Raw genomic sequence first — 24,747 nt, 5'->3', positions numbered from 1 at the left:
TCACGCCGTGCCCAGCACCGGCACCGCCGTCTGCTGCGCATCGTCGAAGTAGGCCCGCAGGCACCCCACCAGCGCTTGCAGCTCGGGATCGTTCATCCCGTGCGCGCATTCCAGCTGCCACAGCGCGTATTCGCGGTCGCCCAGCATCATGTCGGTGTTGACGCAGCGGCCGTGCCCCGCCATCAGCAGCGCGAAGCTGGCGAGCATGCGGCGCGGGCAGTAGCACGCGGAGTCGTCCTCCGCGCGCCACTTCCAGTCCTCGGGCGGAACGGACACGCCCGCGCCGGTGGCGGGATGGGCGTGTGCTGGGTCCATGGCCGATTTACCGGGTGAAGCTGACCGGCGTGGCGCCGCTCACGGCCGTATTGGCGGCCGGTGCCGGCGCCTTCGCCGCATCCAGCTGGCTGGTGCAGCTGGCGATGGTGGAACCGGGGATGTACTGCAGGCAGTCGGAGAGTGCCATCTGCTGCACGACGACTTCGTTGCTGCGCACTTCCGCCTTGCGTACCTGGTGGCTGCACACCGCCCAGAACGCCAGCATCTGCGCGCATGCGAGCGCCAGCAATGCGAAGGCCCATGCGCGACTGCGCTCTTGCTCCAGCGGAGAGACTTCATTCGCGTTGACAGGAATGGCAGTCATGGCGGTTTCCTTCGTGTAAACATCCTAGGCTTGTCGTCCCAGGCGCGCCATAGCCGCACTCGCGAGATGCTGTAGGACAGTAGCTCGACCGCTCAGCCCGTTCCCGGGAAGCAATGAAAGCGCCGCGCGCGTCGCCCGGGTTGTCCGCTGGTCCGGCGCGCGCGCATCCAGTGCACGAGATCACCGGGCCGTTGCGCGCCGCCTACGCGCAGCCCGCGCCGACACTGGATTTCGCGCGGTCGGGCGGCGAAGATGTGGCGCCATCGCCGCAAAGCGCGCCGCTTCTGTGCGCGCTTGCAACGGTTGCATCGCTGCTCGGCCTTTGGTGCGAATGGAAGCAAGCGCACACGTGGCCGTGCCCGAAACCCCCTCCTTTGGGATGACGACAACGAAAGGCACCGGACACCGCATGAAACACCTGCTGCTTGTGATTGCATTTATGGCAGCCGCCTGCGCCCGCGCCGACGAAGTGCGTGTGCTCGCCGCCGGCGCCGCGAAGCACGCGCTGGAAGAAATCGCGCCTGCCTTCGAGCGCGCGAGCGGCCACACCTTGCGTGCGAGCTACGACACCGTGGGCGCGCAGCGCGATCGCGTATTGAAGGCGGACGCGGGCAGCGCCGCCGACGTCGTGATCCTGAGCGAAGCGGCCTTGCAGCAACTGCGCGGCGCGCAGCGCCTGCAGCCGGAAGCGGAAGTGGGCATCGGCCGCGTGCTGGTGTCGCTGGCCGCGCCGGCGAACCAGCCGGCGCCTGCGATCGCGGACGCGGAGCAATTGCGCGCCGCGCTGCTCGCCGCATCCAGCATCGCCTACGCCGACCCGGCGCGCGGCGCCACTGCCGGCACGCATTTCGCCAAGGTGCTCGATGCGCTGGGCATCCGCGAACAGGTGGCCGCCAAGGTGACGGTGCTGCCTTTCGGCGGGGACGTGGTCACGGCGCTGTCACAAGGCCGCTATGCGCTGGGCGTGAGCCAGTCCAGCGAGATCATGCCGGCGAAGGGCGTGCGCTTCGTGGGCGCCCTGCCGGCGCCGTATGCGCAGGCCACGGCCTATGGCGCCGCGCTGGCCAGCGACAGCGCCGCGGGGCGGGCGCTGCTGGCCTTCCTCGCGCAGCCGCCGTCGCAGGCGGCCTGGCGGGAAAGCGGTTTCGTGAGCCCCTGACTACGCCTTGGGCAGCGTCACCCCGCGCTGCCCCTGGTACTTGCCGCCGCGGTCCTTGTAGCTCGTCTCGCAGACCTCGTCGCTCTCGAAGAACAGCACCTGCGCGCAGCCTTCGCCGGCGTAGATCTTCGCCGGCAGCGGCGTGGTGTTGGAGAACTCCAGCGTCACGTAGCCTTCCCACTCCGGCTCGAACGGGGTCACGTTGACGATGATCCCGCAGCGCGCATAGGTGCTCTTGCCCAGGCAGATGGTCAGCACGTTGCGCGGAATGCGGAAGTACTCCAGCGTGCGCGCCAGCGCGAAGCTGTTGGGCGGGATGATGCAGACATCGTCATGGAAGTCGACGAAGCTCTTCTCGTCGAAGTTCTTCGGGTCCACCACCGTGCTGTGGATGTTGGTGAACACCTTGAATTCCGGCGCGCAGCGGATGTCGTAGCCGTAGCTGGAGGTGCCGTAGCTGATGACGCGGCGGCCTTCCACCTCCCGGACCTGGCCGGGCTCGAAGGGCTCGATCAAGCCATGCTGTTCGGCCATCCTGCGGATCCATTTGTCGCTCTTGATCATCGTTGGGGACACTCCTGGGGAGAGATTCTATGTGGAGGGGGTGCAACGCCCCCGAATGGCGGAGGTGCGGCCGGGCACGGCCAACCCTAGAATGGGCCGCAAACGCAAGGGGATCGAGGTGGGGGACTGAGCCGCGTGCCGCTGGACACGCTTTACCTGGCAGAGACGCCGGAGGGGATCGCACTCGCGCTGCGGCCGGCCGGCCTCGTGGCGCGCGGCCTCGCCTGGATGATCGACCTGGCCATCCGGCTGGGCCTGTTGGTCGCCGCCAGCATCGTGCTGCGGGCGCTGGGCGGCTTCGGCGGCGCCCTGCTCCTCATCACCTACTTCGCGCTCGAATGGGGCTACCCGGTCGTTTTCGAGCTGTCCAAGAGCGGCGCCACGCCCGGCAAGCGGATCATGGGCCTGCAGGTGGTGATGGATTCCGGCCTGCCGGTGACGCCCGGCGCCTCCATCGTGCGCAACCTGCTGCGCACCGCCGATTTCCTGCCCTTCCTCTATGCCTTCGGCGCCGCCACCTTGCTGCTGCGGGCCGATTTCAAGCGCCTGGGCGACCTCGCGGCCGGCACGCTGGTCGTGTACAGCGAAAGCGTGACCTTGCACGGCGCCCTGCCGCCAGCCGACCCGATGCCGCCTGCCCGCACGCTGACGCAGACCGAACAGGCGGCCGTGGTCGCCTGGGCCGGCCGTGCGCCGCGCCTGACGCCGGCCCGCTTCGAGGAGCTGGCCGAACTCGCCGACAGCATCGCGCCGGCGCCGCAGGGCGGGGCCACCGCGCCGCGGCTGCTAGGCGTCGCCCACTGGCTGCTGGGCCACCGCGGAGCGCCACGATGACGCCGCGCCAGTTCGAGGAAACCCGCGCGCCGCAATGGCAGGAGCTGGAGGCGCTGCTGGAAAAGGCGGAGAACACCAGCGGCCCCGCCGGCAAGCGCTGGGACGGCGCGCGTCTCGCCGCCCTGTACCGCGCCACCTGCGAGGACCTGGCCCTGGCCGAAGCGCGGTCCTACCCGATCCACCTCACCGGGCGGCTGCAGGCGCTGACGCAGCGCGCCCACCGCCAGATCTACCGCCGCCAGGGCTGGGGCCTGCGCCGCGCCGGCCGCCTGGTGTTGATCGACTTTCCGCAGGCGGTGCGGGCCCAGCGCGGCTACCTGCTGCTGGCCCTGGCGCTGTTCGCGCTGCCGCTCCTGGCCGTGGGCTGGGCCAGCTGGCGCGACCCCGGCTTCATCCTGCACCTGATGGACGCGCGCCAGGTGCAGCAGTTCGACCTGATGTACGGGCCCGGCGATGCCGGCATCGGCCGCGAGCGCGCCGCCGACACCGACTGGCAGATGTTCGGCTACTACGTGATGCACAACATCGGCATCGGCTTCCAGACCTTCGCGGCCGGCCTGTTCGCCGGCGTCGGCAGCGCCTTCTTCCTGGTGTTCAACGGCCTGTTCCTGGGCGCGGTGGCGGGTTACCTGATCGCGCGCGGCTACGCGGAGAACTTCCTGTCCTTCGTCGTCACGCACGGCGCCTTCGAGCTGACGGCCATCGTGCTGGCCGGCGCCGCGGGCCTGCGCCTCGGGCGCGCTTTCCTGGCGCCGGGCCGCTTGACGCGGCTGCAGGCGCTGCGCGCGGCCGCGGCGGAAGCCATCGTGGTCGTCTACGGCGTGGTGCTGTTCCTGCTGGTGGCCGCGGCCATTGAAGCCTTCTGGTCCTCGGCGCGCTGGATCACGCCGCAGGTGAAGTACGGCGTCGGCGCGGCCTGCTGGCTGCTGGTCGCGGCCTATCTGCTCTGGCAAGGCCGGCCGGCGCGCGGAGGTGACGATGCGCGTTGAAGCGCTGGCGCTGCAACTGCGGCCGCGGCCGATGGCCGAAGCCGCCGACCTGGGCGTGCTGCTGGTGCACCGCCATGCGCGCAGCCTGCTGCGCACCTGGGCGCCGCTGTTCGCGGTGGTCGCGCTGCTGGCGCTGGCCACCATCGAGATCCGGCCCTGGCTGCCCACGCTGCTGCTGTTCTGCCTCAAGCCCTGGCTGGATCGCAGCCTGCTGTTCGTGCTGGCGCGCGCCGTGTTCAACGACGAGACACGCTTCGCCGACCTCTGGGCGCAGCAGCGGACCGTGTGGTGGCAAGGCCTGCTGTCGACGCTGACCTTGCGGCGTTTGTCGCCCTGGCGCTCGTACACGCAGCCTGCGCTGCAGCTCGAAGGCCAGCGCGGCAAGGCGCGCCGCCAGCGCCGCGCGCAATTGCTTGCCGGCAAACGCGGCGCCGCCTTCGGCATGCACTTCGTCTTCGCCAACGTGGAGATCGCGCTGTGTGCCGGCCTGGCTATGCTGGTCGTGTGGTTCGCGCCCGAGGGACTGCATCGCAACGTGCTGTCCTGGCTGTGGCAATCGGCGGGCGTGGGCAACCAGCTGGTGCTGGCGCTGGCGTATGCGCTGGTCATCTTCGTGCTGGAGCCCTTTTACGTGGCCGCGGGTTTCGTGATGTACCTGAACCGCCGCGTGGAGCTGGAAGCCTGGGACATCGAACAGGAGTTCCGCCGTGCGTTTGCGTGAGCTCCTGCTGGTCCTCGCGCTGCTGCTGGCGCCGGCCCTGCAGGCCGAACCGCTGACCCGCGCCGAGATGCAGAAGGCCGTGGACGCGGTGCGCGCCCACCCGGACCTGGCCGGCACCACCACCGAACACGAACTGCGCTGGCGCGACCGCGCCAAGCCGAAGGAGCAGAAGCGCGAGGAGCCCAGCGCCTTCGAATGGCTGCGCAACCTGATGCGCTGGATGAACGAGACGGCGCGCCTGCTGGTCTGGGCCGGCGGCGCCGTGCTGGTCGCGCTGCTGCTGGTCGGCCTGCGCCGCTGGTACCGCGTGCGCGGCGGCCGCGGACCGGCGCAGCGCGCCCACTTGCCCAGCCACGTGCAAAGCCTCGACATCCGGCCCGAGAGCCTGCCGGAGGACATTGGTGCGGCGGCGGCGCAGCTGTGGCAGCGCGGTGAACAGCGCGCCGCGCTGTCCTTGCTGTATCGCGGCGCGTTGTCGCGCCTGGTGCATGGCTACGCCGTCCCGATCCGCGCGGCCAGCACCGAAGGCGAATGCGTGGCGCTGGCGCGCGGCCGCCTCGAAGCGCCGCGCAGCGCCTTCTTCGCGCGCCTCGTGCAGGCCTGGCAGCTGGCCGTGTACGGCGCGCGCCTGCCCAGTGCGGAGCAGGCCCTGGCCCTGTGCCGGGATTTCGACCAGCAATTGCCGGCGGCAGCCGCCCGCGCCGCATGAGCCGCGACACCGTCATCCGCATCGCGGTCGGTGGCCTCGCCTTGGCGGGCGCATTGTGGCTCGCCAATGCCACCGAATGGGTGGAAGTACAGGTGCCGCGCCCGCCGCGCGGCGCCGCGGCCAAGGACAGCTTCTTCGCCACCGAGCAGGTGCTGAAGCAGATGGGTGCCCGCGTAGAACGCCGGCAGGCGCTCGAACCCTTGCCGCCGCCCGGCGCCCGCCTGCTGCTCACCTCGCAGTACTGGCACCTGTTCCCCGAGCGCGCCGAGCAACTGCGCCGCTGGATCGAAGCCGGCGGCCAGCTGGTGGTGCCCGCGACCTTGCTGGACCGGCGCGAGCTGGCCTGGCTGCCGCTGAAGCCGGTGGACCGGACACGCGATGCGCAACGCATCAAGCGCGGCGTCGACAAGCAGGACTGCTACCAGGTGACCGAGCCCGCCGGGCTGCAGGCACCCGGCAGCGACGGCCAGGGCTTCCGCTTCTGCGGCGGCCCGTCCTTCTGGCGCGACCTGCAGCCGCGCGAGAATGTCGCGCCGCAATGGCAATTGAACGGGCCCTACGGCGTCGAGATGCTGCGCGTGCCGCTCGGCAAGGGTAGCGTCACCGCCTTCGGCTCCTGGACCTTCCTGAACAACCGCGAAGTGCTCAAGGGCGAGCACGCGCTGGCACTGGCGACCGCGCTGCAACTCGAACGCGGCCAGGCCGTCTGGCTGGTGACGGAAGAAGCCCGCCCGCCTTTCCTGGCCTGGATCTGGCAGAACGCGTGGATCGCGGTGCTGCTGGCAGCCGCCGCACTGGCCTGGTGGCTGTGGCGCGGCGCCGTGCGCTTCGGCCCGGTCGGCGCGACGCCTGCGCCGCAACGCCGCTCCATGCGCGAGCAGGTCGCGGGCACCGGCGCCTTCCTGCAGCAGCACGGCACGGCTGCCTTGCACGCGGCGCAGGTGCGCGCGCTGCAGGACGCCGCGCGTGCGCGCCTGCCCGGCTTCGCGCAGCTCACGCCCTTGTCCGTGCCGCAGGCCATCGCTCGCGCCACATCGCTCGATGCCAACGCGCTCACGCGCGCCTTGCTGCCGGGGCCGCGCACGCCCGAGCGCCTGCCGGCCGACCTCGAACTGCTGGAAGCCGCGCGGCGGCGGCTGCTGCAACACCAACAACGGACGTCCTGACCATGATGAACAACCCGAGCCCGATGCTGATCAAGCCCGAGGACCTGGCCCGCGCGGCCGAAGTGATGCAGACCCTGCGCGGCGAGCTGTCCAAGTCCGTCGTCGGCCAGGCGGAAGCCGTGGAGCAGACGCTGGTGGCGCTGGTCGCCAGCGGCCACGTGCTGATCGAAGGCGTGCCGGGTCTCGGCAAGACGCTGCTCGCGCGGGCCTTGGCGCGCACCATGACCCTGGGCTACGCGCGCATCCAGTTCACGCCGGACCTGATGCCTTCGGACATCACCGGCCACGCCGTGCTCGACCCGGCGGCCACCGGCGCCACCGGCCTCGGCAACCTGCGGGTGTTCCAGGGCCCGGTGTTCACCAACCTGCTGCTCGCCGACGAAATCAACCGTGCGCCGGCCAAGACCCAGAGCGCGCTGCTGGAGGTGATGCAGGAATACCAGGTGACCCTGGAAGGCAAGACGCTGGCGCTGCCGCGGCCCTTCATGGTGCTGGCGACGCAGAACCCGATCGACACCGAGGGCACCTATCCGCTGCCGGAAGCGCAGCTCGATCGCTTCCTGCTGAAGATCAGCATCGGCTACCCGAGCCAGGCTGACGAGACGGCCATCGTCCGCGACAGCACCGAAGGCCAGGCCGGCAACCTGCTGCCGCTGGAGCAGCTGAAGCCGGTGGTGGAAGAGCGCCACGTGCTGGGACTGCAGAAGATGGCGTCCTTCATCCGCGCCGACGAGCGCGTGCTCGATTACGCGGTGCGCATCGCGCGTGCCACCCGCGGCTGGCCGGGCCTGTCCGCCGGCGCGGGGCCGCGCGGCGCGATTGCGCTGGTGCGCGCGGCCCGCGCAAGCGCCTTGCTGCAAGCGCGCGACTTCATCACGCCCGACGACATCAAGCAGTACGTGCTGCCGGCACTGCGGCACCGCGTGCTGCTGGCGCCCGACGCGCAGCTGGAAGGCCGCACGGTGGACGAACTGCTGCGCACCGCCGCCGACAGCGTGCCGGCGCCGCGCCTGTAGACGCATGAAGCTGCGCGCCCTGCTCCCCACGCGAGCCGCCGGCTACGCACTGGCCGGCCTCGCCGCATGCGCGGTGGCTGCGCTGCTGCTCGGCGCGGACGTGGCGGATGTGGCGGCCGCGGCCAGCGCAGTGCTCGGGGCCGGCGCGCTCTACGCCGCCATCGACGGCGTGCGCAGCTGGCGCGCCTGGCAGGCGTCGCCCGTCAACGTGCAGCGCCGGCTGCCCACTGCATTTGCGCTCGGCGTGGCGACCGAAGTGCGGCTGCACCTGGACAACCCGGGCAAGCTGCCGTGGCGCCTCCAGGTCTTCGATGCGCCCGATGCGCGCTTCCACTTCGAAGGCCTGCCGCAGTCGGCGACGCTCGCCGCGGGCACGCGTGCGACCTTGCGCTACACGGTGACGGCATTGCAGCGCGGGCTGGTTGCCTTCGGCCCGACGCAACTGCGCTGGCGCAGCCGCGGCGGCTGCTGGGAGTTCCTGCAGGAAGCGGGCGCGGCGCAGGAACTGCGCGTGTATCCCAACTTCGCGGCGGTGGCGGGCTATGCCTGGCTGGCCGGCGACCGCCGGCTCACGCAGATCGGCATCAAGACCTATGCGCGGCGCGGCATGGGCACGGACTTCCGCCAGCTCGCCGACTACCAGCGCGGCGAGCCCGTGCGGCACATCGACTGGAAGGCGACCCTGCGCCAGGGCAAGCCGATCGTGCGGCAGTTCCAGGACGAGCGCGACCAGCGCGTGTTCTTCCTGCTCGATTGCGGCCGGCGCATGCGCGCGGACGAAGGCGCTGTCGCGGCCGGCGGCAGCCACTTCGACCAGGCGCTCAACGCGCTGATGCTGCTGGCCTACGTGGCGCTGAAGGAAGGCGACGAGGTCGGCGCCCTGACCTTCGGCAACCTGCCGGGGCAGCAGCGCGACTTCGCCCCGCGCAAGGGCGTGGCCAGCCTCAACGCGCTGATGAACCGGCTGTACGACATCGAGCCGGCCGCCGTGCACTCGGACTACGTGCAGGCCGCCAACGACCTGCTGCGGCATTTCCCGCGGCGCGCGCTCGTCATCGTGCTGACCAACTTCCGCGACGAAGATGCGACCGAGCTGCAGCCCGCCATCAAGCTGCTGCGCAGCCGCCACCTGGTGATGGTGGCCAGCCTGCGCGAACAGGTGCTGCGCGAACTGGCGCAGCAGCCGATCGCCCGGCCGGAGCAGTCGGTGGAAACCGCGACGGCGCACCTGTTCGAGCAGGGCCGGCGCGATGCATTCGCCCGCGTCACCGGCCATGATGCGCTGTCGGTGGACGTGGAGCCGGCGCAGTTGCCGGCCGCCCTGGTCAACCGCTACCACGCCGTCAAGCGGGCGGGGATGCTGTAGCAAGTTCCGACGAGGAGAGAAGCCATGAGCAACGTGAACCCCTACGCCCCGCCGCAAGCGGCCGTCGCCGACGTCTACGCCGGCGGCGGCGAAGTGCAGCCCGTGAGCCTGTGGTCCAGCCAGGGCCGCATCGGCCGCCTGCGCTTCCTGGCCTACCTGACGGGCGCCTACCTGCTGTTCGCCTTCGCCGGCGGCGTGCTGGCCGGCCTGCTGGGCGCGTTCGCGGGCAGCCGGGTGACGATGGCCGTGATGGCCCTGGGCGGCGTCGCCTACCTGGCCTTCACCATCTTCAAGGCCATCCAGCGCTCGCACGACATGGGCTGGGGCGGCTGGACGGTGATCCTGATGATCATCCCCTTCGTGGCCTTCATCTGGCTGCTGAACCCGGGCACGCCGGGCGCCAACCGCTTCGGCGCACCGCCGCCGCCCAACACGCTGGGCGTGAAGATCCTGGGCTGGATGTTCCCGGTAATCATGTTGATCGGCGTGCTGGCTGCCATCGCCTTGCCGGCCTACCAGGACTACGTGAAGCGGACGAAGACGGTGCAGGTGCGCTAGGCTACGGCCCCATGCAGGTCGTCGCCATCAGCTCCAGTTCCAGCCACTCGTTCTCGAAATCCGGGTCCCGCGAAATCAGGCTCCTCGAAGGCCTGGGCGTCGAAGGCGATGCCCACTGCGGCACGACCGTCAAGCACCGCTCACGGGTGAAGCGGAATCCCACCCAGCCGAACCTGCGCCAGGTGCACCTGATGCATGCGGAGCTGTTCGACGAGCTTTCGGCCCAGGGCCTCAGTGTGCAGCCGGGGGAGATGGGCGAGAACATCACGACCCGGGGCGTCGACCTGCTGGCCTTGCCGGTAGACACCGAGTTGAGCATCGGCGCGACTGCGGTCGTACGCGTCACCGGGCTGCGGAACCCTTGCCACCAGATCGAGGATTTCCAGGCGGGCTTGCTGGCCGCGGTGCTGGATCGCGATGCGGAGGGCCAGCTGGTTCGCAAGGCGGGGGTGATGGGTGTGGTCGTTGCGAGCGGCGTTGTGCGTGCAGGCGACGGGATCCGCGTGCGTCTGCCCTCCGGGCCGCATCGGGCCCTGGAGCCCGTGTAAGGTCAGGCCGGCGCGCCGTCGATGTAGACGCGCTCCACCGCGCGGTCGTCCGCCAGCACGATCAGCGAGAACAGCAGTTCATCGAGATCCTGCGCATTCGAAGTCTTGCGCGCCAGCAGCGGCGTGGCCTTCGGGTTCAGCACGAGGAAATCCGCCTCGCACCCGGGCTGCAAATTGCCCACCACGCCTTCCAATCCCAGCGCCTGCGCGGCGCCGGCCGTGTGCTGCCACCACAGGTTCTGCGGGCTCAGGCTCAGGCCCGGCTTGGTCTGGCCTTCGCGCCCCACGTAGTAGGCCGCCAGCATCGTGTGGAAGGGACAGAAGCTGGTGCCGCCGCCGACGTCGCTGGCCAGCCCGTGCTTGAAACCGACCCGGCGCGCGCCCTCGTAATCGAAGAAGCCGCTGCCCAGGAACAGGTTGCTGGTGGGGCTGACGGCCGCCGCCGCGCCGGTGTCGCGCATCAGCTGGCGGTCCGCGTCGTCGAAGTGGATGCAGTGCGCGTAGATGGCGCGTTCCCGCATCAGGCCGAAGTCCTGGTAGATCGCCAGGTAGCTGCGCGAGCGCGGGAACAGCTCGCGCGCCCAGCGGATCTCGTCCTTGTTCTCGGCCACGTGCGACTGGATCCAGACGTCGCGATGCTGCGCCGCCAGTTCGCCGGCGCCGCGCAACTGCGCTTCGCTGCAGCTGGGCGCGAAACGCGGCGTGATGGCATAGCCCAGGCGGTCCGTGCCATGCCAGCGGCGGATCAGCGCTTCGGTGTCCAGCAGCGACTGCTCGGTCTCGTCGCGCACGCCATCGGGCGAATGGCGGTCCTGCAGGACCTTGCCGCCGATCAGGCGCAGGCGCCGGCGCTGCGCTTCCTCCATCAATGCATCCACCGAGTGCGGGTGCGAAGTGCAGAAGGTAAGCGCGGTGGTGACGCCGTTGCGCTGCAACTCGTCGAGGAAGACCTCCGCCACGCCGCGGGCATAGACCGGGTCGCTGAAGCGCGCCTCGTGCGGGAAGGTGTAGTTCTCCAGCCAGGGCAGCAGGCCTTCGGCCGGCGAGCCGATCACGTCGGTCTGCGGGAAGTGGACGTGCAGGTCCAGGAAGCCGGGCGCCAGGATGCGGCCCGGCAGATGCTCGATGGCGACGCCGGGGAAGTTGTCCTTCAGCCGCGCGTAGGCGCCGGCTGCGCGCACCACCTTGCGGCCATCGGCGCCGGGGCCGACGACCAGCAGGCCGTCCTCGTCGTAGAGGGCTTGTCCTTGGTCGTCGAAGCGAAGCAGGGCGGCGCGGAAGGCTTGCATCGCACTATTGTGCGATCTTCCCCTGCACGCCGGATACGAGAAACTTCATATTCAGTATCTGGTCGTCCGTCATGGCCTGGCCCTTCGCCAGCACCTCATGCCCCTCGTTGTCGACGATGGGCCCCACGAAGGGGCGCAGCCTGCCAGCGCCGATGTCGTCCTGCCGCTTCAGCACCTCGGCCTGCACCGCCTTGGGGACCTTGGGCCCGAACCAGCCGACGCGGATCATCCCTTCCTTGACGCCGCCCCAGACGTTCACCGGCTTCCAGGTCCCGTCCAGCACCGCCTGCGTGCGCTTCTTGTAGTAGTCGGCCCACTGGTGCGTCACCGCCATCAGCTGCGCATCGGGCGCGGTCTTGCGCATGTCCGAGTGGTAGGCGATGGCCAGCTTGCCGCGCTCCTGCGCCGCCTGCATCACCGCTGTGGACGCGGTGTGGAAGGACAGCACGTCGGCGCCCTGGTTCATCAGCGTCAGCGCGGCCTCGCGCTCCTTGGCCGGATCGAACCAGGCGTTGATCCACACCACCTTCACCTGCGCCTTCGGGTTGACCGAACGCATGCCCAGGGTGAAGGCGTTGATGCCTTGCAGCACCTCGGGAATCGGGAAGCCCGCGACGTAACCGGCGACGTTGCTCTTGGTCATGCGCCCCGCGGCGATGCCCGACAGGTAGCGGCCTTCGTAATAACGCGCGTTGGCCGCCGCCACGTTGGCTGCCGTCTTGTAGCCGGTGATGGACTCGAACTTCACGTCCGGGAATTCGCGCGCCACCTTCAGCATCGGCTCCATGTAGCCGAAGCTCGAAGCGAAGATCAGCTTGTGGCCGGTGGACGCGAGATCGCGGATCACGCGCTCCGCGTCGGGGCCTTCGGGCACGTTCTCGACGTAATCCGTCTTCACGCGCCCATCGAACGCGGCTTGCACGGCAAGGCGCGCCTCTTCGTGCTGGTGCACCCAGCCCGCATCGGTGACGGGCGCGACATAGACGAAGCCGACCTTGAGCGGCTCGTTCTTCTGCGCGGTGGACGGGAAAGTGGAAAAAAGCAAGCCGGCCGCAATGCCTGCGGCGGCGAGGTTTTTGTACATGGTGTTCCTCGACATGGTCCCGGTCATCAAAGACAAAAGGCCGCCGGGACAGCAGCCTTGAGGGCGCAATTGTAGTTGCCGGGGATTAACCTTGCGCCGCGAACGCCTGGTCGAGCCGCTCCAGGTAGCGCCGCTTGGCGCCGGCCTCGGCAAAGCTGCCTTCGAAGCTGTTCGCCGCCAACCGGTACGCATGTTCCTTCGCCAGCCCCGTCGCCGCGAAGGTCTGCAGGAAGTTGTCGTTCATGTAGCCGCCGAAATAGGCCGGGTCGTCGGAGTTGACCGTCGCCACCAGCCCCGCATCCAGCAGCTGCCGGATGTTGTGGTCGGCGAGCTTGGGAAACACGCACAGCTTCAGGTTCGACAGCGGGCACACCGTCAGCGGGATGCGGTCCTGCGCCAGCCGCTGCATCAGCGCCGGGTCCTTCACCGACTGCACGCCGTGGTCGATCCGCTCCACCTTCAGCACGTCGAGCGCGGCCCACACGTAGGCCGGCGGGCCTTCCTCGCCCGCGTGCGCGACCAGGTGCAGGCCCAGCGCGCGGCACTTGGCGAACACGCGCGCGAACTTCTCCGGCGGATGCCCCAGCTCGCTCGAGTCCAGCCCGACGCCGATGAACTTGTCGCGCAACGGCAGCGCCTGCTCCAGTGTCAGGAAGGCGTCTTCCTCGCTCAGGTGGCGCAGGAAGCAGAGGATCAGCTCCGCATCGACGCCCATGGTCTTGGCGTCGACGCAGGCGCGATGCAGGCCGTTGACGACGGTCTCCATCGACACGCCGCGCGCCGTGTGCGTCTGCGGGTCGAAGAAGATCTCCGTGCGGATCACGTTGTCGGCCGCCGCCTTCCGCAGGTAGGCCCAGGCCATGTCGTAGAAATCCTGCTCCTTCAGCAGCACGCTGGCGCCGGCGTAGTAGATGTCCAGGAAGCTCTGGAGGTTGGTGAAGGCATAGGCCTTGCGCAGCTCTTCGACGCTGGCGTACGGAATCGCCACGCCGTTGCGCTGCGCCAGCTGGAAGATCAGCTCCGGCTCCAGCGAGCCTTCGATGTGGATGTGCAGTTCGGCCTTGGGCATGGCCGCGAGCAGCGCGGGCAGGGAGGTGGACATCAAAGCACTCCGAAAGTGATTCCCAGTTTGGACAGGTGGCGCCGGTACATAGCCGAGGCGCGGTCGGCCGCCGTGTGCAGTTCGGCCCGCAGGTCCAGCGGCAGCCGCTTGGGTCGTTGCGACTCCAGCACCGGCTGGTCCTGGCGGAAGATGGTGTCCTGGAAGGCGCGCAGCTTGTCGTCCGGCGATTCGAAATCGGCCACGGCCAGGCGGAACCACACGCGGCAGCGCTCCGGCTCCAGCGGGCAGATGAACAGCGCGATCGCCTCGTTCCAGTCCGCCACGGCGACGGTGCCCGCCTCCGGGATCTTCGTCAGCACGCCCGCATAGGGGCCGGTGACTTCATACGTGTACTCCACCTGCGCCGGCGCGGTGGAATGCAGGTTGGACTGCGGCTGCCAGGCCCGGCACTCGGTCGCGCGCAGGCCGGTGGGCGTCTCTTCGACGCGGTAGGCATCGACGGCGGCCGCGCCGCGCGCGCCCAGCCAGCCTTCGTGCACGAAGGCGAAGTGCGTCAGGTCCAGGAAGTTCTCGACCACCCGCGGCGCGCTCGCATGCACGTCGTAGGGACCGCAATTGAGCTTGCGCAGGCGCGCGTCGCCTTCGGCGGCGAAAGCCGGCAGCGGCACGTTGCCGGGAGCAAGCCGCACCCAGGCCAGGCCATGCGCCTCGCAGACCTCGTAGGCCTGCGCGCGGTGTCCTGCGGGCGGAACGAAATCAGGCAGGGCGGGAACGTGGCGGCATCGGGCCTCGGCGTCGAACTGCCAGCCGTGATAGGCGCATTCCAGCCGGTCGCCTTCAACCCGGCCCAGGGACAGCTTCGCACCGCGGTGTGGGCAGCGGTCGGACCACGCGTGGAGCTGGCCGGCGCCGTCGCGCCACAGCACGAGGTCCTCTTCCAGCAGGCGCGCGGCGACCGGCGCGGTGCCCACCGCCTCGGCGGCGATGACGGGATGCCAGTGTTGCTTCTCGATCATGTCTTCTGAAACGAAAAGGGGCCGCGCGCAGGCGGCCCCGTCTTTAGCTCACCCCGCGGGGCTTACTTCTTGTCGCCGCCCGGCACCTTGCCTTCCACGCCCTTGACGTAGAAGTTGATGCCACCCAGGAACTTGTCGTCGGCGGCCTGGTCCTTGGCCACCATTTCCTTGCCCGTGTTGTCGACGATCGGGCCCTTCCAGATCACGAAGCTGCCGTCCTTCAGGCCGGCCTTGACCTCGTCGAGCTTCTTCTTGGTGGCTTCCGGCACGTCGGCGGCCACGGAGACGAAGTCGATCGCGCCTTCCTTCACGCCCCACCAGCTCTGGCCGGTCGTCCAGGTGTTGTTCAGGACGTCGCCGACGGCCTTCTTGTAGTACGGAGCCCAGTTGATGACGGCGGAGCCCAGGTGGGCCTTCGGGCCGTAGGCGCTCATGTCGCTGTCCCAGCCGAAGGCGCGCTTGCCCATCTTCTCGGCGGTCTGCAGCACGGCCGACGAGTCGGTGTTCTGCATCAGCACGTCGGCGCCGCCGTTGATCAGCGAGGTGGCCGCGTCGGTTTCCTTCGGGGGGTTGTGCCAGTCGCCGACCCAGACCACCTTGGTCTTGACCTTCGGGTTGACCGACTGCGCGCCCATGGTGAAGCTGTTGATGTTGCGCAGCACCTCGGGGATCGGCACCGAGCCCACCACGCCCAGCGTGTTGGTCTTGGTCATCGCGCCCGCGACCACGCCGGCCATGTACGCGCCTTCGTAGGTGCGGCTGTCGTACGTGCGCATGTTGGGCGCCGTCTTGTAGCCGGTGGCATGCTCGAACTTGACGTCGGCGTTGTCGGCCGCGACCTTCAGCATGGGCTCCATGTAGCCGAAGGTGGTGCCGAAGATCAGCTTGTTGCCCTGGCTCACCATGTCGCGCATCACGCGCTCGGCGTCGGCGCCTTCCGGCACGTTCTCGACGAAGCTGGTCTCGATCTTGTCGCCGAACTCCTGCTGCACCGCCTTGCGGGCGTTGTCGTGCGCGAAGGTCCAGCCGCCGTCGCCCACCGGGCCCACGTAGGCGAAAGCCACCTTGAGCTTCTGCGGAGCGGGCGCGGGCGCCGCGGCCGCCGGTGCGGGAGCCGGCGCTGCCGCCGGAGCGGGCGCGGGAGCTTCCTGCTTGCTGCAGGCCGCCAGGCCCGCAACAGCCGCCGCCAGGGCGGCTGCGCGCATCAGGTTCCGTTTCTTCAGGTCGGTCATTGCCAGTTCCTTCTGTGAGGAGTGTCGTAAAAGTTGGATTATGTGCCGGGATAGAAGGGCTTACCAAGCGATGCCGGCATGTTGATGCGGATCCACGCGGGGTTGCGGGAGATCAGCGCCAGCACCACGATGGTGGCCAGGTAGGGCAGCATGTTGAGGAATTCGCTGGGCACCTCCACCCCGATCGCCTGCAGGTGGAACTGCAGCATCGTCACGCCGCCGAACAAGTAGGCTCCAAGCAACACCCGTGCCGGGCGCCAGGTCGCGAAGGTGGTCAGGGCCAGCGCGATCCAGCCCTTGCCGGCCACCATGCCCTCCACCCACAGCGGGGTGTAGATGATGGACATGTAGGCGCCGGCCAGCCCGCACAGGGCCCCGCCGGCCACCACGGCGGCCAGGCGGATGCCGCGCACCGGGTAGCCCAGGGCATGGGCCGACTCGGGCGACTCGCCCACCGAGCGCAGCACGAGGCCGGTGCGCGAGCGGTAGAGGAACCACATCAGCCAGGCCACCAGCGCGATGGCCAGGTACACCATGGGATGCTGGCGGAACAGCGCCGGGCCCAGCACCGGGATGTCGCCCAGCAGCGGGATGTTGAAATGCGGCCGCTCCGGCAGCTTGTCCTGCACGAAGCGCTGGCCCGCGAAGGCGGAAAAGCCGGCGCCGAACAGCGATAGCGCCAGCCCGGTGGCGTACTGGTTGGTGTTCAGCCAGATCACCAGCAGGCCCAGGATGGCGGCCAGCGCGCCGCCCGCGGCCATGCCGGCGGCGAAACCCACCCAGTCGTTGCCGGTATGCACCACGGTCGCAAAACCGGCGATGGCGGCGCACAGCATGATGCCCTCGGCTCCGAGGTTGACGATGCCGGCCTTCTCGTTGATCAACAGGCCCAGGGCGGCGATGGCCAGCACCGTGCCCGAATTGAGCATGGAGGCGAACAGGAGTGCGAGCGAATTCGTGTCCATGGTTCAGGCGCCTTTCACGGCGTGGGCGGCGGGCAGGAAGCGGATGCGGTAGGCCATGAGCGTGTCGCAGGCCAGCAGCGTGAACAGCAGCAGGCCCTGGAACACGCCGGTCAGCGACTTGGGCAGCCCCAGGCGCGACTGCGCCAGCTCGCCGCCGATGTAGAACATGCTCATGAGGATGGCGGAGAACACCATGCCCACCGGATGCAGCCGCCCGACGAAGGCCACGATGATGGCCGCGAAGCCGTAGCCGACCGGGATGTAGGGCGTGAGCTGGCCGACCGGGCCGGCCACTTCCAGGCCACCGGCCAGGCCCGCCGCGCCGCCGGAAATGAGCAGCGCCGTCCACAGCGCCTTGCGCGAGGAGAAACCGGCGTAGCGCGCCGCCGCCGGCGCCAGCCCGCCCACCTGCTGCGCGAAGCCCGCGCGGGTGCGGAACAGGAAGACCCACAGGCCGGCCACGCCCAGCAGCGCCAGGATCAGCCCGATGTTCACGCGCGAGCCCTTGAACAGGCGCGGGATCTGCGTGACGGCCTCGAAGGTCTTGGTCTGCGGGAAGTTGTAGCCCGCCGGGTCCTTCCAGGGGCCGAACACCATGTAGTTCAGGAACAGGCTCGCCACGTAGACCAGCATCAGGCTGACCAGGATCTCGTTGGCGTTGAACTTGTCGCGCAGCAAGGCCGTGATCCCGGCCCAGGCCATGCCACCCAGCACGCCGGCCAGCAGGATCGGCACCACGATCCAGTGCGTGGTGTCCTTGCCCGCCAGCAGCGCGACGCCGCCAGCCGCGATGGCGCCCAGCACGAACTGGCCTTCGGCGCCGATGTTCCAGACGTTGGAGCGGAAGCACACCGCCAGCCCCAGCGCGATCAGCAGCAGCGGCGTGGCCTTCACCATCAGTTCGCCGAGGCGGTAGCCGGAGCTGATCGGCTCCCAGAAGAACACCTGCAGGCCGCGCACCGGGTCCTTGCCCAGGGCCACGAACAGGATCACGCCGAGGACCACGGTGATGGCCAGCGCCAGCACGGGCGAGGCCAGGCTCCAGAACCGGGAAGCCTCGGGACGGGGTTCGAGCTTAAACATGGCCTTGGCTTTCCTGGTTGTCTTCCCGGCGCGGCGAGCCCCCCGGCGTTTCACGAAGCTGATGCACCACCCACAGTCCCGACATCCACTCACCGATCTGCGTCACCGTCGCCCGTGCGCGGTCGATCGACGGCGACAGCCGGCCCTTGGCGATCACATGCATGCGGTCGGACACCTCGAACAGTTCGTCCAGTTCTTCCGACAGCACCAGCACCGCGCAGCCTTCGTCGCGCAGCTTCAGGATCTCGCCGCGGATCTGCGCCGCGGCGCCCACGTCCACGCCCCAGGTCGGCTGCGAGACGATCAGCAGCTTCGGCTTCGCATCGATCTCGCGGCCGACGATGAACTTCTGCAGGTTGCCGCCGGACAGCGAGCGTGCCGCCGCGTCCGGGCCGCCGGCCTTGACGTTGAAGCGCTGGATGATGCCGGCCGCCTGGCGCTTGAGCGCCTTCATGGCTATCCAGCCGCTCTTGCCGATGGCGTCGGTGCGCGTCAGCAGCAGGTTGTGCGCGAGGCCCAGCGAAGGCACCGCGCCACGGCCCAGGCGCTCCTCCGGCACGAAGTGCAGGCCCAGGTGGCGCCGGAGCGCCGGCCCGGAGCGGCCCACCGCCTTGCCGGCGACCTGGATGGACTCGTGCGGCGCACGGCGGTCCTCGCCCGAGAGCGCGAACAGCAGTTCGCGCTGGCCGTTGCCGGAAACGCCCGCGATGCCCACGACCTCGCCCGAGCGCACCTCGAACGTGATGTCGTCCAGGTCGTGGCCGAACTGGTCGTCGGCCGGCAGGCTCAGGCTCTTCACGCCCAACACCACTTCGCCCGGCTGGCGCTCGTGGTGCTCCAGCTCCGGCGGCTCGGCGCCGATCATCATGCGGGACAGCGAGGCATTGCTCTCGCGCCGCGGGTCGCATTCGCCCGTGACCTGGCCGGCGCGCATCACCGTGCAGGCGGTGCACAGCTCGCGGATCTCGTGCAGCTTGTGGCTGATGTAGAGGATGGAGCAGCCTTCGGAAGCCAGCTGCTTCAGCACCACGAACAGCTTCTCCACCGCCTGCGGCGTCAGCACCGAGGTCGGCTCGTCCAGGATCAGCAGCTTGGGGTTGGTCAGCAGCGCGCGGATGATCTCCACGCGCTGCATCTCGCCCACCGACAGCGTGTGCACCGGGCGCGTCGGGTCGACGTCCAGCCCGTATTCCTTGGCCTTGGCGCTGATGCTGTGGGTGACCTGGTTGAGCGTGAGGCTCTTGTCGAGGCCGAGCCAGACGTTCTCGGCCACCGTCAGCGTGTCGAACAGGCTGAAGTGCTGGAACACCATGCTGATGCCCAGCGCCCGCGCTTCCTGCGGGTTGCGGATGTGCACCGGCTGGCCGTTGAAGAGGACGCTGCCTTCGTCGGGCTTGACGGCCCCGTAGATGACCTTCATCAGCGTCGACTTGCCGGCGCCGTTCTCGCCCAGCACGGCGTGGGTCTCGCCGGCCTGGACCGTCAGCGACACGTCACTGTTCGCCACCACGGAGGGATAGCGCTTGGTGATGTGCGCGAGCTGGAGTCGCGGAATGCTCAAGGGACTTGTCTCCTGGGTTTGTCATTGCGGGCTCGACCCGCAATCCACGCCTGCGCTCCCACACGCATCGGGTTGGTCTTCACTGCTGTTTTAACGACGCCGCCACACTCTTCACCCGCTCGCGCAGCCAGCGCCCGGCCGCGGACGCGTGCGTCCGCTCGTGCCAGAGCTGGTAGTAGACGAGCTGGGGGAAGTCGACCGGGCATGGCAGCACCTGCACCGGCAGGCGCTCCGTGAACCGTTCGCAGAACTGCCGGCCGGTGGTCAGCACGAGCAAGCTCGATGCCACCATGCGCGGGATCAGGCCGAAATGCGGGCAGCGGGCCGTGATGTTACGGCGCAGGCCCTGGCCTTCCAGGTAGTCGTCGATGACGCCGCGGGCCCCCGGGTAGTTGGGGGTGGGCGCGATGTGCTCGGCCTCGAGCCAGTCTTCCTGCGTCCAACCCCGCTTGGCGGCGGGGTGGTCGCGGGAGACCAGGCAGACGATCTCATCGGAAAACAGCTTGCCCAGGTGCAGGTCCTCGGGCGGCTTGAGCCAGTTGCCGACCACCACGTCGACGTCGCCCTGCGCCAGCTGCGCGTGGTAGTCGGAGGTGGCCGAGAGGGGCTGGATCTCGATGCTGCACAACGGCGCCTGCGCCTTGATCTGCGACACCAGCAGCGGCAGGAAGTGCGGGTCCAGGTAGTCCGCGGCGGCAACCCGGAAGGTGTGCGTGGCGTGCTGCGGTTCGAAGCCGCGCGCGTCGGAGAACAGCATCTCGGCGGCACGGAGGATGCTTGCGCTCGGCTCGATCATGCGCAATCCTGCATCCGTGGGCACCATCCCGGCGCCCGAACGCACCAGCAAGGGGTCGCCGGCCAGTTCCCGCAGCCGCTTCAGCGACGCCGACACCGCAGGCTGGTACATCCCCAGCTTGAGAGCGGCTTTCGAAACGCTGCGTTCGGTGAGCACGGTATGCAGGACCCTGATCAAGTGGAGGTCGATCTTGTCGAAAAGCGCCTGGTCTCTCATACCTTTGCCTGCATTCGTGTCATACGGCCGTCCATATGCGAAGCACCAGGGACTCCACCTACCCTCTCACCACACTGCTATAGACCCTCATTGAGTCCCATGGAATCCAGAACGATCCGATTCGTCCGGCGCGGCGAGCTCGTCAGCTTGACCAATGTACCACCCGACCGCACGCTGCTGGAGGTGCTGCGGGAGGACCTGGCCTGCACCGGCACCAAGGAAGGCTGCGGCGAAGGCGACTGCGGCGCCTGCACCGTCGTCCTCGGCGAAAACGTGGGCGGCCAGCTCCAGTACAAGGCCATCAACTCCTGCATCCGGCTGGCCCATTCCGTCGACGGCCTGGCGCTCTGGACCGTGGAGGATATCGTGGGCGCCGACGGCAGCCTGCACCCGGCCCAGGAGGCCATGGTGCAGTGCCACGGTTCGCAGTGCGGCTTCTGCACCCCGGGCTTCGTGATGAGCCTGTTCGGCATGTACCAGAACCACACATGCCAGGGCGAAGCCATCTCGCGCGAGCTGGCCCAGGAGGAGCTCTCCGGCAACCTGTGCCGCTGCACCGGCTACCGGCCCATTCTTGACGCGGCGCAGCAAATGCAGGCGCTGCCCGAGGTGGCGGTGGACGAGCCGGCCGTCCTCGAACAGCTGGAGGAGCTGGCCGCCAGGCGCGCCCAGGTTCCCGCCACCGGCAACTACCTGCTGCCGGAAACCCTGTCCGAACTGCTGTTCCTGCGGGCGCAGCATCCCCAGGCACAGATCGTGGCCGGCTGCACCGACGTCGGCCTGTGGGTGACCAAGATGCACATGCAGTTCGAGCGCGTGCTGGACGTCACTCGCGTGCGCGAGCTGCGCGCGGTGGAGGACTACCCCAACCACATCGCCATCGGGGCTTCCGTCACCTTGACCGACGCGTATGCGGCGCTGGTGGCCGAGCGGCCGCAGCTGAAGACCTTCGCCAACCGTTTCGCCGGCCTGCCGGTGCGCAACTCCGGCACTCTGGGCGGCAACGTCGCCAACGGCTCGCCGATCGGCGACTCGATGCCGCTCTTGATCGCCCTCGGCGCGCACGTCGTGCTGCTGTCCCAGCGCGGCCACCGCGACATCCCGCTGGAAACCTTCTACACGGGCTATCGCAAGAACGTGCTGGCGCCGGACGAAGTGGTGGGCTGGATCAAGGTGCCGCGTCCTGCCGAAGGTGAGCTGCTGCGCGCGTACAAGATCTCCAAGCGCTACGACGACGACATCTCCGCCGTCTGCCTGGTCATCAACGCCGCCGTCGAGGACGGCGTGGTCGCCCGCGTGCGCATCGGCGCCGGCGGTGTCGCCGCCACGCCGGCGCGCGCCGTGCAGGCGGAAGCCGCGCTGCTGGGCCAGCCGTGGACGGCCGAGACGGCCCGGAAGGCCACCGCTGCCCTGCGCGCCGAGTTCCAGCCGATCAGCGACATGCGCGCTTCTTCGGCGTATCGTTCGGAAGTGCTCGGCAACCTGATGCAGCGCTTCTGGCTGGAGAGCCGGGGGCTTGCGCAGATCAACCTGGAGAGCTTCCGCCTGGCGGAGGCCACCGCATCATGAACGCCCCCGAGAAATTCCTGGCCCGGAGCGCGGCGCGGCCCGCCGCCGGCCATTCGCACTTCCACGAAAGCGCGCGCGCGCAGGTGGCGGGCGCGGCCACCTACATCGACGACATCCCCGAAGTGAAGGGCACGCTGCACGCAGCGCCCATCCTTTCCAACGTCGCCCGCGGGCGCCTGCGCGGCGTCGACGCCAGCGCCGCTCTGGCGATGGCAGGCGTGAAGGACGTGATCCTCGCGCGCGACATCCCCGGTGACACCGTCCTCGCCACCTTCACCCACGACGAGCCGGTGCTGGCGCTGGACACGGTCGAATTCCTCGGCCAGGTGGTCGGAATCGTCGTCGCCGAGACGGTGATGCAGGCGCGCCGCGCCGCCCGCAAGGTCAAGCTGGACATCGAGGCGCTGCCAGCGATCGTCGACGTGCGCGAAGCCTTGAAGGCCGAGAGCTTCGTGCTGCCGCCGGTGACGGTGCGCCGCGGCGAACCCGAGCAAGGCATCGCCAACGCGCCGCACAAGCTCTCCGGCTCGCTGGACGTGGGCGGCCAGGAGCACTTCTACCTGGAAGGCCAGGTCGGCTACGCGTTGCCGCTGGAACAGGACCAGTGGTGGATCTACTCCAGCACGCAGCACCCGGGCGAGGTGCAGCACTGGGTGGCGCATGCGCTGGGCCTCGAGAGCCATGCGGTCAAGGTCGAATGCCGGCGCATGGGCGGCGGCTTCGGCGGCAAGGAGACGCAGGCCGGCCACGTGGCCGTGTGGGCCGCGCTGGCCGCGCGCAAGACGAAGAAGCCGGTCAAGCTGCGGCTGGATCGCGACGACGACTTCATGGTCACCGGCAAGCGCCACCCCTTCGCCTACGACTGGGAAGTGGGCTTCGATGACGACGGCCGCATCACCGGGCTGAAGCTCGCGCTGCTGGCCAACTGCGGCTGGAGCGCCGACCTGAGCGGCCCGGTGGCCGACCGCGCGGTCTTCCACGCCGACAACGCCTATTTCCTCGGCGACGTCGAGATCGTCTCCTACCGCTGCAAGACCAACGTGCAGAGCCACACGGCTTTCCGCGGCTTCGGCGGCCCGCAGGGGATGATCGTCACCGAGGCGATCCTGGGCGACATCGCCCGCGCGCTGGGCAAGGACCCGCTGGACGTGCGCCGCGCCAACCTCTATGGCATCGAAGACCGCAACGTCACCCACTACGACATGCAGGTGGAGGACAACATCCTGGCGCCGCTGCTGGCGCGCCTGGAGGAGAACGCTTCCTACCGCAAGCGGCGCGCGGAGATCGCGCGCTGGAACGCGGGCAGCCAGGTGATCAAGCGCGGGCTGGCGATCACGCCGGTGAAGTTCGGCATCTCCTTCACCGCCACCTTCTTCAACCAGGCCGGCGCGCTGGTGCACTGCTACACGGACGGCAGCGTGCAGGTGAACCACGGCGGCACCGAGATGGGCCAGGGCCTGCATACCAAGGTCTGCCAGATCGTCGCCGACGAACTGGGCATCCCCTTCGAGCGGGTGCGCATCACGGCCACCGACACCAGCAAGATCCCGAACGCCAGCGCCACCGCCGCCTCCAGCGGCACCGACCTCAATGGCCGCGCGGCGCAGTTCGCGGCGCGCCAGGTGCGCGAGCGCCTCGCCGCCTATGTCGCGGAGAAGCAGAACTGCCGCCCCGAGCAGGTGATCTTCGCCCACGGCCAGGTGAGCGGACCCGAAGCGGTGATGACCTGGGAACAGTTGCTGGACGACGCCTACCACTCGCGCGTGCAGCTGTGGAGCGACGGCTTCTACAAGACGCCCAAGATCCACTACGACAAGCACACGCTGACCGGCCGGCCCTTCTACTACTTCGCCTATGGCGCGGCCTGCACCGAGGTGGCGATCGACACGCTGACCGGCGAGAACCGGGTGCTGAAGGTCGACATCCTGCACGACGTCGGCAAGTCGCTGAACCCGGCCATCGACGTCGGCCAGATCGAGGGCGGCTTCATCCAGGGCATGGGCTGGCTCACCACCGAGCAGCTGGTGTGGAACGACAAGGGCTACCTGGCCACGCACGCGCCCAGCACGTACAAGATCCCGGCGACGGGCGACGTGCCGGAGCACTTCAAGGTGGAGCTCTGGCACGAGGCCAACCGCGAGGACAACGTCGGCGGTAGCAAGGCCGTCGGCGAGCCACCCTTCATGTTGGCGATCAGCGTCTGGGAAGCGCTGCGCGACGCCGCAGCCGCGGCCAACCTCGGCAGCGTGCGCATGGATGCGCCGGCGACGGCGGAAACGGTGCTGAAGGCGCTCAGGGCTTGAAGGGGGAGACAATCCTGGCCGTGATCTCCGACGCCTCGCCCGCCCTCGTTGCCGCCCGCGACCGCTTCACCGCCCTGGGCACACGCCTGGCGGCACAGGGCATCGCCTTCCGCGCTCCGCCCTCCGAGCCGGGCACCTGCTGCGGGCGCGGCTGCAACGGCTGCGTGTGGGAAGGCTGGTTCGCCGCCGCCGACTACTGGTGCGAGCAGGCCTCGGAACTGCTGCCATCCGTCCCTTGAAGTTCGCCGCCCGGCGCGGCCGGCGCGCCCCCGGGTAGCGCTTTCCTATACTGCCCCCGAC

25 protein-coding genes are annotated in these 24,747 nt (G+C 69.3%); 13 read left to right on the top strand and 12 right to left on the bottom strand.

Features of this window, described 5'->3' with window-relative positions; translation table 11 throughout:
• Window positions 1-315 (bottom strand): hypothetical protein, encoded by a 315-nt coding sequence (locus tag HHL11_RS08045; protein WP_169417885.1) that lies wholly within the window; start codon window positions 313-315, stop codon window positions 1-3.
• A 7-nt stretch (window positions 316-322) separates the two neighbouring features.
• Window positions 323-640, bottom strand: a complete 318-nt coding sequence (locus HHL11_RS08040; protein ID WP_169417884.1) for a hypothetical protein — start codon at window positions 638-640, stop codon at window positions 323-325.
• A gap of 439 nt (window positions 641-1,079) precedes the next feature.
• Here HHL11_RS08040 and HHL11_RS08035 point away from each other — a divergent pair, with 439 nt between their 5' ends.
• Window positions 1,080-1,799 (top strand): molybdate ABC transporter substrate-binding protein, encoded by a 720-nt coding sequence (locus HHL11_RS08035; RefSeq protein ID WP_169417883.1) that lies wholly within the window; start codon window positions 1,080-1,082, stop codon window positions 1,797-1,799.
• Here HHL11_RS08035 and dcd read toward each other — a convergent pair whose 3' ends face one another.
• Complete coding sequence (dcd, locus tag HHL11_RS08030) at window positions 1,800-2,363, bottom strand: dCTP deaminase (protein WP_169417882.1); 564 nt, start codon at window positions 2,361-2,363, stop codon at window positions 1,800-1,802. It lies immediately after the preceding gene.
• A gap of 135 nt (window positions 2,364-2,498) precedes the next feature.
• Here dcd and HHL11_RS08025 point away from each other — a divergent pair, with 135 nt between their 5' ends.
• From HHL11_RS08025 to HHL11_RS07985, 9 genes are read left to right on the top strand one after another with little or no spacing between them, the layout of a single operon-like run.
• Window positions 2,499-3,197 carry an RDD family protein gene (locus HHL11_RS08025; protein ID WP_169417881.1) on the top strand — a complete coding sequence of 233 codons (699 nt, stop codon included), beginning with the start codon at window positions 2,499-2,501 and terminating at the stop codon, window positions 3,195-3,197.
• Entirely contained in the window at window positions 3,194-4,186 is a 993-nt protein-coding gene (locus HHL11_RS08020; protein WP_169417880.1) for a stage II sporulation protein M, read from the top strand. Before HHL11_RS08025 ends, HHL11_RS08020 begins: the two co-directional genes overlap by 4 nt.
• Complete coding sequence (locus HHL11_RS08015) at window positions 4,176-4,907, top strand: hypothetical protein (protein WP_169417879.1); 732 nt, start codon at window positions 4,176-4,178, stop codon at window positions 4,905-4,907. The genes HHL11_RS08020 and HHL11_RS08015 overlap by 11 nt, the downstream gene beginning before the upstream one ends.
• Window positions 4,894-5,616 carry a DUF4129 domain-containing protein gene (locus tag HHL11_RS08010; protein WP_342593189.1) on the top strand — a complete coding sequence of 241 codons (723 nt, stop codon included), beginning with the start codon at window positions 4,894-4,896 and terminating at the stop codon, window positions 5,614-5,616. The genes HHL11_RS08015 and HHL11_RS08010 overlap by 14 nt, the downstream gene beginning before the upstream one ends.
• Window positions 5,613-6,782: a DUF4350 domain-containing protein gene (locus HHL11_RS08005; protein WP_169417878.1), complete on the top strand. Its 1,170-nt coding sequence runs from the start codon at window positions 5,613-5,615 to the stop codon at window positions 6,780-6,782. Before HHL11_RS08010 ends, HHL11_RS08005 begins: the two co-directional genes overlap by 4 nt.
• A 2-nt stretch (window positions 6,783-6,784) precedes the next feature.
• Window positions 6,785-7,798 (top strand): AAA family ATPase, encoded by a 1,014-nt coding sequence (locus HHL11_RS08000; protein ID WP_240980028.1) that lies wholly within the window; start codon window positions 6,785-6,787, stop codon window positions 7,796-7,798.
• Window positions 7,799-7,802: 4 nt separating this feature from the next.
• A complete protein-coding gene (locus HHL11_RS07995) occupies window positions 7,803-9,164 on the top strand; it encodes a DUF58 domain-containing protein (protein WP_169417877.1) in 1,362 nt (453 codons plus the stop codon).
• A 24-nt stretch (window positions 9,165-9,188) separates the two neighbouring features.
• On the top strand, window positions 9,189-9,722 hold the full coding sequence (locus HHL11_RS07990; RefSeq protein ID WP_169417876.1) for a DUF805 domain-containing protein: 534 nt from the start codon (window positions 9,189-9,191) through the stop codon (window positions 9,720-9,722).
• Between the two features lie 11 nt (window positions 9,723-9,733).
• Window positions 9,734-10,270, top strand: a complete 537-nt coding sequence (locus HHL11_RS07985) for an MOSC domain-containing protein (RefSeq protein WP_169417875.1) — start codon at window positions 9,734-9,736, stop codon at window positions 10,268-10,270.
• A gap of 2 nt (window positions 10,271-10,272) precedes the next feature.
• On the opposite strand, the gene guaD is transcribed toward HHL11_RS07985, so the two are convergent.
• The 9 genes from guaD to HHL11_RS07940 form a co-directional block, all read right to left on the bottom strand.
• Complete coding sequence (guaD, locus tag HHL11_RS07980) at window positions 10,273-11,559, bottom strand: guanine deaminase (protein ID WP_169417874.1); 1,287 nt, start codon at window positions 11,557-11,559, stop codon at window positions 10,273-10,275.
• Between the two features lie 4 nt (window positions 11,560-11,563).
• Entirely contained in the window at window positions 11,564-12,643 is a 1,080-nt protein-coding gene (locus tag HHL11_RS07975; RefSeq protein WP_169417873.1) for a BMP family ABC transporter substrate-binding protein, read from the bottom strand.
• 85 nt (window positions 12,644-12,728) lie between these two features.
• Window positions 12,729-13,745: an adenosine deaminase gene (locus HHL11_RS07970; protein ID WP_169417872.1), complete on the bottom strand. Its 1,017-nt coding sequence runs from the start codon at window positions 13,743-13,745 to the stop codon at window positions 12,729-12,731.
• A complete protein-coding gene (locus tag HHL11_RS07965; RefSeq protein ID WP_169417871.1) occupies window positions 13,745-14,722 on the bottom strand; it encodes an aromatic ring-hydroxylating dioxygenase subunit alpha in 978 nt (325 codons plus the stop codon). Before HHL11_RS07965 ends, HHL11_RS07970 begins: the two co-directional genes overlap by 1 nt.
• A 62-nt stretch (window positions 14,723-14,784) precedes the next feature.
• Window positions 14,785-15,954, bottom strand: coding sequence for a BMP family ABC transporter substrate-binding protein (locus HHL11_RS07960; RefSeq protein WP_169417870.1), 1,170 nt, complete (start codon window positions 15,952-15,954; stop codon window positions 14,785-14,787).
• A gap of 38 nt (window positions 15,955-15,992) precedes the next feature.
• On the bottom strand, window positions 15,993-16,919 hold the full coding sequence (locus HHL11_RS07955) for an ABC transporter permease (RefSeq protein WP_169417869.1): 927 nt from the start codon (window positions 16,917-16,919) through the stop codon (window positions 15,993-15,995).
• Between the two features lie 3 nt (window positions 16,920-16,922).
• Window positions 16,923-18,002, bottom strand: coding sequence for an ABC transporter permease (locus tag HHL11_RS07950; protein WP_169417868.1), 1,080 nt, complete (start codon window positions 18,000-18,002; stop codon window positions 16,923-16,925).
• Window positions 17,995-19,563 (bottom strand): ABC transporter ATP-binding protein, encoded by a 1,569-nt coding sequence (locus tag HHL11_RS07945; protein WP_169417867.1) that lies wholly within the window; start codon window positions 19,561-19,563, stop codon window positions 17,995-17,997. Before HHL11_RS07945 ends, HHL11_RS07950 begins: the two co-directional genes overlap by 8 nt.
• A gap of 79 nt (window positions 19,564-19,642) precedes the next feature.
• On the bottom strand, window positions 19,643-20,575 hold the full coding sequence (locus tag HHL11_RS07940) for a LysR family transcriptional regulator (RefSeq protein ID WP_169417866.1): 933 nt from the start codon (window positions 20,573-20,575) through the stop codon (window positions 19,643-19,645).
• Window positions 20,576-20,674: 99 nt separating this feature from the next.
• Between HHL11_RS07940 and xdhA the strand changes: the two genes are divergently transcribed.
• From xdhA to HHL11_RS07925, 3 genes are read left to right on the top strand one after another with little or no spacing between them, the layout of a single operon-like run.
• Entirely contained in the window at window positions 20,675-22,144 is a 1,470-nt protein-coding gene (gene xdhA / locus HHL11_RS07935) for a xanthine dehydrogenase small subunit (protein ID WP_169417865.1), read from the top strand.
• A complete protein-coding gene (gene xdhB / locus HHL11_RS07930) occupies window positions 22,141-24,447 on the top strand; it encodes a xanthine dehydrogenase molybdopterin binding subunit (protein WP_169417864.1) in 2,307 nt (768 codons plus the stop codon). The genes xdhA and xdhB overlap by 4 nt, the downstream gene beginning before the upstream one ends.
• Before the next feature lie 20 nt (window positions 24,448-24,467).
• Window positions 24,468-24,686 carry an oxidoreductase-like domain-containing protein gene (locus tag HHL11_RS07925; protein ID WP_425355187.1) on the top strand — a complete coding sequence of 73 codons (219 nt, stop codon included), beginning with the start codon at window positions 24,468-24,470 and terminating at the stop codon, window positions 24,684-24,686.
• Window positions 24,687-24,747: the final 61 nt, after the last annotated feature.

This window comes from Ramlibacter agri, from assembly GCF_012927085.1.
Classification (GTDB): domain Bacteria; phylum Pseudomonadota; class Gammaproteobacteria; order Burkholderiales; family Burkholderiaceae_C; genus Ramlibacter; species Ramlibacter agri.
Note: the sequence above shows the minus strand (reverse complement) of the source record. Positions and strands in the feature narration are given on the sequence as shown.